The organism is Amycolatopsis sp. NPDC004772 (assembly GCF_053601215.1).
In genome coordinates this window covers 166,863-176,905 of the sequence record NZ_JBSGBK010000004.1, presented here as the reverse complement: position 1 = coordinate 176,905, position 10,043 = coordinate 166,863, and the positions used below count along the sequence as shown (strand labels likewise).

11 protein-coding genes are annotated in these 10,043 nt (G+C 72.4%); 7 read left to right on the top strand and 4 right to left on the bottom strand.

What is annotated here, in order from left to right; genetic code table 11:
• Positions 1-14: 14 nt before the first annotated feature.
• On the bottom strand, positions 15-212 hold the full coding sequence (locus ACWEF6_RS04485; protein WP_449681624.1) for a hypothetical protein: 198 nt from the start codon (positions 210-212) through the stop codon (positions 15-17).
• 53 nt (positions 213-265) lie between these two features.
• Here ACWEF6_RS04485 and ACWEF6_RS04480 point away from each other — a divergent pair, with 53 nt between their 5' ends.
• Positions 266-550: an acyl carrier protein gene (locus ACWEF6_RS04480; RefSeq protein ID WP_449681623.1), complete on the top strand. Its 285-nt coding sequence runs from the start codon at positions 266-268 to the stop codon at positions 548-550.
• Here the strand turns inward: ACWEF6_RS04480 and ACWEF6_RS04475 are convergent.
• The gene (locus tag ACWEF6_RS04475) at positions 535-1,371 is read right to left on the bottom strand and encodes a PaaX family transcriptional regulator (protein ID WP_449681622.1); all 837 of its coding nucleotides are present in this window, start codon (positions 1,369-1,371) and stop codon (positions 535-537) included. The two genes, ACWEF6_RS04480 and ACWEF6_RS04475, sit on opposite strands and share 16 nt — an antisense overlap.
• A 159-nt stretch (positions 1,372-1,530) precedes the next feature.
• On the opposite strand from ACWEF6_RS04475, the gene ACWEF6_RS04470 reads away from it, so the two are divergent.
• The 3 genes from ACWEF6_RS04470 (at position 1,531) to ACWEF6_RS04460 (ending at position 4,898) form a co-directional block, all read left to right on the top strand.
• Positions 1,531-2,844 (top strand): MFS transporter, encoded by a 1,314-nt coding sequence (locus tag ACWEF6_RS04470; RefSeq protein WP_449681621.1) that lies wholly within the window; start codon positions 1,531-1,533, stop codon positions 2,842-2,844.
• Positions 2,841-4,187 carry an alpha/beta hydrolase gene (locus tag ACWEF6_RS04465; protein ID WP_449681620.1) on the top strand — a complete coding sequence of 449 codons (1,347 nt, stop codon included), beginning with the start codon at positions 2,841-2,843 and terminating at the stop codon, positions 4,185-4,187. The genes ACWEF6_RS04470 and ACWEF6_RS04465 overlap by 4 nt, the downstream gene beginning before the upstream one ends.
• 108 nt (positions 4,188-4,295) lie before the next feature.
• Positions 4,296-4,898, top strand: coding sequence for an NAD(P)-dependent oxidoreductase (locus ACWEF6_RS04460; RefSeq protein WP_449681619.1), 603 nt, complete (start codon positions 4,296-4,298; stop codon positions 4,896-4,898).
• Between the two features lie 3 nt (positions 4,899-4,901).
• Here the strand turns inward: ACWEF6_RS04460 and ACWEF6_RS04455 are convergent, their stop codons facing one another.
• Positions 4,902-5,798 (bottom strand): LysR family transcriptional regulator, encoded by an 897-nt coding sequence (locus tag ACWEF6_RS04455; RefSeq protein ID WP_449681618.1) that lies wholly within the window; start codon positions 5,796-5,798, stop codon positions 4,902-4,904.
• A 27-nt stretch (positions 5,799-5,825) separates the two neighbouring features.
• Between ACWEF6_RS04455 and ACWEF6_RS04450 the strand changes: the two genes are divergently transcribed.
• Positions 5,826-6,599, top strand: a complete 774-nt coding sequence (locus ACWEF6_RS04450; protein WP_449681617.1) for an inositol monophosphatase family protein — start codon at positions 5,826-5,828, stop codon at positions 6,597-6,599.
• A 4-nt stretch (positions 6,600-6,603) separates the two neighbouring features.
• Here the strand turns inward: ACWEF6_RS04450 and ACWEF6_RS04445 are convergent, their stop codons facing one another.
• Positions 6,604-7,527: an extracellular catalytic domain type 1 short-chain-length polyhydroxyalkanoate depolymerase gene (locus ACWEF6_RS04445; RefSeq protein ID WP_449681616.1), complete on the bottom strand. Its 924-nt coding sequence runs from the start codon at positions 7,525-7,527 to the stop codon at positions 6,604-6,606.
• A 168-nt stretch (positions 7,528-7,695) separates the two neighbouring features.
• Between ACWEF6_RS04445 and ACWEF6_RS04440 the strand changes: the two genes are divergently transcribed.
• Both ACWEF6_RS04440 and ACWEF6_RS04435 read left to right on the top strand, forming a co-directional pair.
• Positions 7,696-8,529, top strand: a complete 834-nt coding sequence (locus ACWEF6_RS04440) for a PaaX family transcriptional regulator (protein WP_449681615.1) — start codon at positions 7,696-7,698, stop codon at positions 8,527-8,529.
• 74 nt (positions 8,530-8,603) lie between these two features.
• Complete coding sequence (locus ACWEF6_RS04435; protein ID WP_449681614.1) at positions 8,604-10,040, top strand: hypothetical protein; 1,437 nt, start codon at positions 8,604-8,606, stop codon at positions 10,038-10,040.
• Positions 10,041-10,043: the final 3 nt, after the last annotated feature.

Genomic DNA, 10,043 nt, shown 5'->3' with positions numbered 1-10,043 from the left:
CTCCGATGGTCCAGTCATCCCCAGAATTCCCCGTGCACGATGCCGGAAATCCCGGCGGTGACGAACTCCGGATACTTCCAGCGGCTTCCTGCGGTCGGCAAGCCGCCGATCGAGGGATCGGCCGTCACGGTCCATAATTGCCGCCGATTAGCACGGAAATTGATCGTCCAATGAGGACAACAAAAGCAATTACGCCGTTCGGCGCCGTCCACGCACCTGAGACCGTGTTAGCTTCGGACGAGGGGCATCGCTCGAGGGAGGGCGCGTGACGAGCCGCCAGCCGGTGAACGCCGACGACATCCTGGCCGAACTGACCCGGTTCTTCACCACCGCCACCGCCGGGAACACTCCCGGCCCCGACGAAGACTACTTCGCGCTCGGCCTGGTGAATTCGCTGCTGGCCCTGAAACTGGTCACGCACGTCGAACGCCGCTTCGGCATCGAAGTCGCGACCGAAGACCTCGACCTCGACAATTTCCGGACCATGAACCGCGTCACCGCCTTCGTGCTCCGGAAACGGACCACAATGGACGGCTATCCGGCGGGGTGAGCCGCGATCGGCAGCAGTTCGAGCGTTTCGGCCGCCAGCCGGTCCGCACCTTCCCGGAAATCCGCGTCCAGCTTGCGGAACAACGTCTCGGCCTCGATCGCGGGCCAGTCCCCGGGCAGGTGCCCGGCCGGCAGGTGCGGGTCGCGGCGGACGACGTGCAGCCAATCCGAGTGCAGCACCAGCCGACGCGTCAGGTCGTCCGGGAACGACGGCTTCCCGCCGTCCCACTTCTCCAGGAAGTCGTGGTAGCGCGAGGCGATCGTCGCCGTGTCGAACGCCTTCCGGACGAGCTCGGCCGCCTCCGTCGGCCTGGCCGGGTGTGCCGTGAAGACCGTGACGTGCCCGTCCACGCCGAGCTGCTCGACGATGGCCGTCACGTCGCGGACGCCGGGAGCGACCCACAACCCGTTCTGCAGCAGGCCGAATCCCGCCCAGGTCAGCTGGCGGCGCAGGTCGTGGCGGTCGCCGCGGCGGGTGTCGGGCAGCGAGAAGCCGACCAGGGTCCAGGCGCCGTCCTCGGCCCGGTTGACCGCGCCCGTCTCCCAGATCCGCCGCCTGCCGTCCTCGAGGACCGCGGCGAGGCGCTCGCTGAGACCGAAGTAGACCTTCCGCCCGTGCCGGTGCCGGGTCAGCAACCCGGTGCCCGCCATCCGGGTCAGCGTCGAACGGACCGCCTCCTCCGAGACGCCGACGCGGCCGAACACGTCGATCACGCTGCCCGAGTAGATCGCGCTCGCCCCGCCGAGCAGGTGGATGCCCAGGAACGTGAGCATGACGGACTTCGGGCGGGGCCCGGAGCCGGTCTCGGCGGAAGACGTCACGAGCGCCAGCGTAACCCGGCCCGGCGACCACTTGATGTTGTGCAGAATATTGACGGCCGTCATGGCCCTGACTAACGTTGAGCTCCGCTCCCCCGTCGTCCGCACCCGGACGAACCTGCCCTCCGCAGTGCCCCGCCCCCGAAGACGAGGGTGAACCCCATGAGCACTCAGCTCCGCAGAGCGGTCGCGTCCAGCTTCCTCGGCAGTCTCATCGAGTACTACGACTTCCTCCTCTACGCCACGGCGAGCGCGGTGGTCTTCGGGAAGGTCTTCTTCGCCGACCTCGATCCGGCACTGGCCACGGTCGCCAGCTTCGGCACGTTCACCACCGGCTACCTCGCCCGCCCGCTCGGCGGCCTGATCTTCGGCCACTTCGGGGATCGCCTGGGCCGCAAGCGGATGCTCGTGCTGACCATGACCCTGATGGGCGTCGCGAGCTTCCTCATCGGCCTGCTGCCCGGCTACGACCAGATCGGCCCGATCGCCCCGATCGGCCTGGTCCTGCTCCGCGTCGTCCAGGGCATCGCGGTCGGCGGCGAGTGGGGCGGCGCGGTGCTGATGTCCGCCGAGCACGCGCGGACGCGCCGCGGCCTGTGGGCCGGGTTCACCAATGCGGGCGCGCCGAGCGGCATGGTCGTCTCGACGCTCGTCATGTCCGCCACCGCCGGGCTGACCTCCGAGGCCGACTTCCTCGCCTGGGGCTGGCGGATCCCGTTCCTGCTCAGCATCGTCCTGCTCGCGATCGGCCTGTTCGTGCGTTCCCGCGTCGACGAGACACCCGCGTTCCTGGCCGCCCGCACGGAAGAACGCCGGCGGCTGCCGCTCGTGGCCGTGCTGCGCGACCACCCGCGCGTGCTGGCGCTGAGCGTCGGTGTCGGGCTCGCCGCGTTCGTCGTCCAGGCCACGCTGACCACCTTCGTGCTCGCCTACGGCGTCCAGCACGGGCACCCGCGGCAGGACGTGCTCAACGCGCTGACCCTGTCGTCCGCGTGCGCGGTGGCCGGAATCCTGCTGTGGTCGGCGCTTTCGGACCGGATCGGCCGCCGCCCGGTCGTGCTGGCCGGGGTGGCCGCCATGGCGGTGTTCGGGTTCCTGCTCTTCCCGATGGTCCGCAGCGGCAGCGGGCTGCTGCTCGTGCTCGCGCTGGTGATCGGCCAGGGCGTCATCCACCCGATGATGTACGGGCCGCTGGCCGCGCTGTACTCCGAGCTGTTCGACACCGAAAGCCGGTACACCGGCGCGTCGCTGGGCTACCAGCTCGCCGGGCTCGGCGCCGGGTTCGCCCCGCTGATCTTCGCCGAACTCCAGCGCGCCAACGGCGGCGGTTCGACCATGCCGGTGTCGTGGACCATCGCCGCCTTCTGCCTCCTGTCGGCCGTCTGCGTGCTGGCACTGCGGGAGACCCACCGCCGCGACCTCACGCCCGAGCCGAGTGTGCCGGCGGCCGTCCAGCGGGAAGGACACCGAGGATGAGCCACTGGCTCCGCCGGGCCGGCGCCCTCGTCGCGACGGCGCTGATCGCGTTCGGCCTCACCACGGCGACCCCGGCCCTGGCCGCCACCCCCGCGCACTACACCGGGCAGCTGCCCGACGGCGCGAGCTGGGTGGCGGACGTGCCGGCCGCCTGGAACGGCACCGTCATCCTCTACAGCCACGGCTTCGGCCCCCTGGAAGCGCGCAACGCCCCCGACGAGCCGACCGGGCAGGCCCTGCTCTCGGCGGGGTACGCGCTGATCGGCTCGTCCTACAGCGGACCGTCGTGGTGGGCGCTCGCCTCCGCCCCGCGGGACCAGTTCGCCTCGCTCGACGCGCTCGTCCGGAAGATCGGCGAGCCCCGCCGCACGATCGCGTGGGGCACGTCGATGGGCGGACTGGTCAGCGCCCTGGAAGCCGAGTCCGGCAACCGGCGGCTCGACGGCGCGCTGACCACGTGCGGCCTGGTCGCGGGCGCGCTGAACCTGAACGACTACCAGCTCGACGGCGAATACGCGCTCTCGCGCCTGCTCGCCCCGGCGCAGCCGGTGAAGCTGGTCCGGTACGCGAGCGCCGACGAAGCGACGGCGGCGGGCGCGGCGCTGACGAAGCTCGTCACCGACGCGCAGGGCACGGCGGCCGGCCGGGCCCGGATCGCCCTCGGGGCGGCGCTGATGAACACGCCGCCGTGGCTGACCGGTGACGCCCCGCCCGGGCCCGCCGACTACGCCGGCCAGGAACAGCAACAGCAGCAGGCGCTCGCGCAGTTCGTGCTCGGGTTCGTGGTGCCCGGCCGCTACCAGATCGAACTGGCGGCCGGCGGGAACAGCGCGGCCAACCGCGGGGTCGACTACCGGGCGCTGCTGTCCGGCAGCCCGCTGGCGCGGCAGGTCCGGGCGCTGTACCGCACCGCGGGCCTCGACCTCGACGCGGACCTGGCCGACCTGACCCGCCACGCGGACGTCACGCCGGATCGGCAGGCCGTCGCCACGCTCGCCCGCACGTCCACCGCGACCGGGCACCTGCGCGTCCCGTCGCTGGCCATCCACACGACCGCGGACCACCTGGTCCCGGTCGAGCAGGAGAACTGGTACGCCCACCGGGTCCGCGCGGCGGGACGGGAACCGCTGCTGCGGCAGGCGTACGTCGAGGCGGCCGGGCACTGCGCGTTCCGGCCGTCGGAGACCCTGGCGGCGTTGCACGCCCTGGAATCCCGCATCGAGTCCGGGCACTGGCCCGACCTCCGGCCGGAGCGCCTCAACGCGGCCGCGGCCGAGCTCGGGGAGCCGGGCCGCTACCTCCGCTACACGCCGGCCCCGCTGACCGGCGCGGACCGCCGCTGAGGCAGGGGGCGGCCGCACTCCTCGGCGGCCGCCCCTTGCGTCACGGTAAATCGATTCTTTCCGAACTTGCATTTGATGTTAAGTGCGAGGGTCCCTAGCGTGGTCGGCATGAACCTCACCGTCCTCGCGGCGTCCGGCCGGACCGGACTCGCACTGACCCGGGAAGCGTTGCGGCGCGGGCACACCGTCACCGCGATCGCCCGGGATCCCGGTCGTATCGACCTTCCCGCGTCGGCTCGGCTGCACAAGGTGGCGGGCGACGTCGAAGACCCGGCCGGTATCGCCATCGCCGCCGGCTCGACCGTCCTTTCCGGACTCGGCACGGACCGGGCGGGGATCCTGCTGGCCGGCGCGAAGGCGGTGGTCGCCGCCGGGCCGTCGCGGATCATCTGGCTCGGCGCGTACGGCACGGGGAAGTCGGCATCGGTGGCCGGGCCCGCCGCGGGGGCCCTCACGAAGCTGCTGGGCGACCGGCTCGGCGACAAGGTCGAGGCCGACGAGACGATCCTCGCGGCCGGCGGCACGGTGTTCCACGCGGGCCTGCTCACCGACGGCCCGGAAAGCCCCCACCGGCGCACGGTCGGGCTGGAAGCCGGGCCCCCGCTGGACTTCGAGGCGGTGATCAGCCGGGCGACCGTCGCCGCGGCGATGCTCGACGAGGCCGAGACACCCCGCTTCGCAGGCACCATCGCGCTGCCGCTGCCGGAATGACCGCTAGTCGGTGATCTCCTCCAGGGCCGCCCGGACCTGGCCGCGGAGCCAGGCGTGCGCGGGGTCGGAGTCGTAGCGCTGGTGCCAGGTGCAGCAGATTTCCGCGGCCGAGGACGCTGCCGGGAGCGGGCGGGTGATCAGGCCGAAGGCGTCGATCAGCGGGCGGCCGAGCACCGCCGTGCAGCTGACGAGCGCGTCACTGCGCACCGCCAGCTGCAACGCCGTCGCGAGCGTCGCCACCGAAGCGATCACCTGGCGGCGCAAGCCTTCCGCGGCCAGGACGTCGTCGATCGGCGCCGTGAGCCGGCCGCGGCGGGAGATCAGGACGTGCGGGTGGGCCGCAAACGCTTGCAGGTCCAGGCCACCGGCCGCCGGGTGACCGGGCCGCATCGCCACCACCAGGGAGTCGTGCCCGAGCACCTCGGAGCGGAACTCGGGCAGGTCCGGCCGGGCGCCACCGAGTTCGACGTCGACGCGGCCGTGCCGGAGGTCGTCGGTGTCGGCGGAGTGCTCGGCCAGCACCCGCAGCCGCACCCCGGGCGCCCGGTCCTGGAGCCGGCCGGCCAGCACCGGGATCACCGACGCCGCGAGCGCGTCGTGGCACTGGATCGTGAACGTGCGGTCCAGGCCGGCGAGGTCCAGCTCGCGGGCCGGCTGCAGGACCGCCTGCGCCTGCCGGACCAGCCGGTGCACGTCCTCGCGGACGGCCACCGCGTACGGCGTGGGCACCATCGTGTGGCCGGTCCGGACCAGGATGTCGTCGCCGGTCACCGCGCGGAGCCGGCCGAGGGTGCGGCTGACCGCGGGTGACGACAGGTGCAGCCGCTCGGCCGCGCCCATCACGCTGCCCTCTTCGAGCAGCGCGTCGAGCACCGTGAGCAAGTTCAAGTCGAGTTGCACGAACGCAAGACAACCACAGGAGTCCCGATGAACCAGGACCTGCTCGCCGCCACCACCGCCGCCGTCCGCGACGCCGGAACCCGGATGCTGGCGCGCTACTCCCCCGCGACCCGCCAGCCCGGCTTGCCCGAGCTGCTGGAAAGCCTGCACGACAACGACTCCGCCGTCGCCGGTGTGCTGCGGCCGGCGCTCGCCGCCATCCGGCCGGAGGCGCGCTGGCTCGACGACGAGCACGGCTCCGGGCCGCTGCCCGCCGGCGAATGGTGGCTCATCGACCCGATGGGCGGCAACGTCAACGCCGTGCACGGGATGCCCGACTGGAACATCGGCGTGAGCCTCGTCCGCGACGGCCGCCCGGTGCTGGCCGTGCTGTACTTCCCGGTGCTCGGCGAGCTGTTCACCGCCACCGAAGGCGGCGGCGCGCACCTCGGCGGCGAGCGGCTGCGGGTCTCCGCCAAGACGGCGCTGGACGGCGCCCTCGCGGGCACCGGCCAGGCCCAGCACGGCCACCGCTTCCTCGAGCGGATGGGCCGGTCGTTCACCGCGATGTCGGAAGCGGCGCTGTACGTGCGGATCTCGGTGCCGGTGACCCACCAGCTCGCCCAGGTCGCCGCAGGCCGGATGGACCTGCACTGGCAGTTCGAGAACGTCCGGTCCCACGCCGCCGGCGTCCTGCTGGTCCAGGAGGCCGGCGGCGTGGTCACGGACCTCGACGGCGGCCCGTGGGACCTGACGAGCGCGGGCTACCTCGCCGCCGCGCCCGGCGTGCACGCCGCCGCGCTGAAGGTCCTCAGCGCCTGAGCGATCACCCGCCCAAGCCGAAGAAGGCGATCGCGGAAGCGGCCATCCCGGCCGAGGGCAGGCTGTGCCCGGCACCCTGGATGCTGTACGCCTCGACCTTGTCGGCGAAGCGGCGGCGGTTCCAGCCGGCCTGCGGGGTGTCGGCCGACGTCGGCGTCTGGCTCAGGCCGAAGACGTTGGTCCACTGCTCGACTTCCTCCTGCAGCAACGCGTACGGCACGAGCGTGTCGGCGGTGCCGTGCCACAGCTGGACGCGCGGGCGGGCGCCGGTGTAGCCGGGGTAGGCCTGGCGGACCGCGTCACCCCACTGCTGGGGCGTGCGGTTCGCGCCGCCGTTGCCGGTGCACCTGCTCGACCACGGCGGGAAGTCCGCGGCGTTCGCGAAGCAGTTGAACGGCACGCCCATGAACGCCGCGCCCGCCTTGAAGACGTCCGGGTAGAGCGCGAGCATCTCGTTGGTCATCATGCCGCCGGAGGACGAGCCGGTGGCGAAGACGCGGTTCGGGTCGCCGCCGTAGCGCTGCTCGGCGTAGGTCACCATCGACACGATCGACACCGGGTCGCTGCCGCCGCCCCGGCGCTTCGCCGCGTCCGACCAGGTGTCGAAGCAGTTCCCGAACCCGGCCTGCTGCTGGGCGCTGGGGTAGATCACGAGGAACCCGTAGCGGTTGGCCAGCGAGGCGAATTCGCTGCCGGAGTAGAACCCGGGACCCGAGCCGCCGCACCCGTGCATGGCGACCACGATCGCGGGGTTGGCCGGGCGCGTGTCCGGCACGTAGACGTGCATCCGCATCCCGCCCGGGTTGTTCCCGAAGCCGGTCACTTCCACCAGCGAAGCGGCCGACGCCGGGGCCGGGACCACGGCCGAGGTGACGGCCAGCAGCAGGGCACTGGCCATGGTCACGAACGCCGTTCTGAATCCACTCATCGGTGACCTCCGGTCGGCGATCCCCCTCGGACCTTGAGGTTAGGCAGATTCAGAACGACCGTCAACAATTCATCAAGTATTCTGGGATGCCGAAACTTTCGAACTCGGTGATATCCTCGAATTGCCGGACAAACGATTGATGATCGTCGGAAAAACAGCGAGGAACGCATGCTCGAAGCGGCCGACTGGGCGGAGGACGAGGCCGCGCCGGGCGTGCGGCCCGAGGCCCTGTTGCTGACGCTGTTCGGCGACCACGTCCTGGACCGCGGGATCGCCGTGTCGACCGGCGGTGTCATCGCCACGCTCGAGCGTCTGAGCGTCGGCGAACACGCGACACGGGCGACGCTGAGCCGGATGAGCCGCCGCGACCTGCTCCACACGGTCCGCCGCGGGCGGCAGGCGTTCCTGGGGCTGACGGCGCACGGCACGGCGGTGCTGCGCGACGGTCAGCGCAAGCTCGACGGCGACGTCGTCGACCGGCACTGGGACGGCCGCTGGACGCTGCTGACGTTCTCGGTGCCGGAAACCCGCCGCGCGGACCGGTACGCGCTGCGCACCCGCCTGGGCTGGTTCGGGTTCGGGCCGCTGCGCAGCGGCCTGTGGGTCTCGGCGTCGGCGGCCGACATCGCGCCGGCGCTGGCCGAACTCGACCTGCTGGACCACGCGGAGGTGTTCCGCGCGGAGCCGTTCATGTGGACCGACCCGGCGCGGATCGCCCGGGAAGCGTGGGACTTGCCGCGGATCGCGGCCGGCTACGAGCAGTTCCTCCGCCGCTGGAGCGGCCGGGCGCCCGGTTCGCCCGACGGGCTGCCCCTCCGGATCCGGCTCGGGGCGGAATGGCTCCTGCTGATCCGCCGGGATCCGGTGCTGCCGCCGGCGCTGCTCCCGGCGGACTGGCCGGGCACACGGGCGGCGGCGTTGTTCCGCTCCCTGCGGCAGCAGTGGGCGGAGCCGGCCGGGGAGCTGGCGGGCGAGCTGCTGGAGTTCCTCGTCGAGGAATGAGGCCCGACGGCGGTTGCCACGTTGCATGCCACGTTGCAAACTGGGGTCCCCGCTCCCCACCCCGGAGGTCACCGGTGACCGGCTTCGATCGACGTGACGTGCTGCGTGCCCTGACCGCGCTGGGCGTGACCGGCGTGACCGCGAGCCTGTTCGGCGGCACCGCCGAAGCCGCCGGTACGGGCCCGCTGGACCTGGAGTTCTCCGTCGCCGAACAGTTCCGGCCGTTCGACCTGATCGCGCGCAACTTCGTCCAGCTCGACACCCCGGCCCGGCCCGGCGCGCTCGTCACGACCGGCATCCGGCCGAAGGCGCCCTACGGGACCGTGACCGTGCAGGTGCTCGACGACCGCGCGCCCGTCGTCGCCGGCCTGGCCGGGGGCGGGGTTTCGGTGCTCGGCACCTACCACGCCGGCCAGGCGGCCATCGAGATCACCACGGCCGCGGGCACCGCCGTGGTCAAGACCGCGCCGGCGCAGCTGCGGGCGCCGTTCGGCTTCGCCGTGGTGGTCAACGAAAACGCGGTCACCGTCCTGGCCGACCAGGGCACCGGCTGGCGGCCGCTGCTGACCGAGCGCGACCAGGTCCGGGCCCGGATCGACCTGCGCGACCCGGCGGTCCTGGGCCGGCTGGGCTACGCCTACGGCAGCCGCGGGCCGGCGCGGCTGGGCCGGGTCCGGGCCGGGTACTACGGCCAGGCCGGCGTCCGCGACCCGCACGTCGTCCAGTACGCCGACGGCCGCCCCGTCATCCGCCACGGCAAGCTCTACCTGACCATGACCAACGCCGGTCTCGGGTTCTTCCAGCAGGCGCACTGGGCGGTCTGGACGCTCGACCTGGCGGATCCCACCAAGCTCGAGCAGGTGGCGACGCTGTTCTTCGCGCGCGACGGAGTGGTGCTCGGCGACCACGCGGGCCAGATCGTCGTCGACGGCGACCGGTTCATCCTGCTGATGAGCTCCTGGGGTGACTTCTCGTTCAACGGCGTCCACGTGCGCCACACGGTCACCCGCAAGGACGTGCTGTCGGGCGTGCACGTCCTGCCGACCTCGCCGCTCCCGCTGCCCACGACGGTGAGTTCCTGGGACCCGGCCCTGACGAAGATCGACAGCCGCTGGCACATCGCGTTCGTCGAAAGCCCGGCCCAGCAACCGGCGTTCGTGTTCCACCCGGCCCTGGCGGCGGCCCCGCGCGGCGCGGACTACGACGAGGGGCTGACGATGCTGGGCGCCGACGTGTCGGTGAAGCAGACGGAGGGCACGATCCTGCAGCGCGTGGGCGGCCGCTGGTACCTGTTCGCCAGCGACGGCGACGCGCGCGAATACCCGGTGTACGACTTGAGCCTGCGGAAGCTGGGAACGCTGAACGCACCGTACGGGACGAACATCCCGCACCCGATGCTGGTGAAGATCGGCAACCGCTGGTGGCTCCCGACGTTCGACGGAACCCAGTACGCGGAGGACGTCCTCGGCTACGGCGGCCACGGCGACTTCATCCTGATGCGGTCGAGCTAGACC

Excerpts from the sequence above, each read along its gene's own strand:
- ACWEF6_RS04470 (WP_449681621.1), top strand. The coding sequence starts at position 1,531 with ATGAGCACTCAGCTCCGCAGAGCGGTCGCGTCCAGCTTCCTCGGCAGT.
- ACWEF6_RS04465 (WP_449681620.1), top strand. The coding sequence starts at position 2,841 with ATGAGCCACTGGCTCCGCCGGGCCGGCGCCCTCGTCGCGACGGCGCTG.
- ACWEF6_RS04460 (WP_449681619.1), top strand. The coding sequence starts at position 4,296 with ATGAACCTCACCGTCCTCGCGGCGTCCGGCCGGACCGGACTCGCACTG.
- ACWEF6_RS04450 (WP_449681617.1), top strand. The coding sequence starts at position 5,826 with ATGAACCAGGACCTGCTCGCCGCCACCACCGCCGCCGTCCGCGACGCC.
- ACWEF6_RS04445 (WP_449681616.1), bottom strand. The coding sequence starts at position 7,527 with ATGAGTGGATTCAGAACGGCGTTCGTGACCATGGCCAGTGCCCTGCTG.
- ACWEF6_RS04440 (WP_449681615.1), top strand. The coding sequence starts at position 7,696 with ATGCTCGAAGCGGCCGACTGGGCGGAGGACGAGGCCGCGCCGGGCGTG.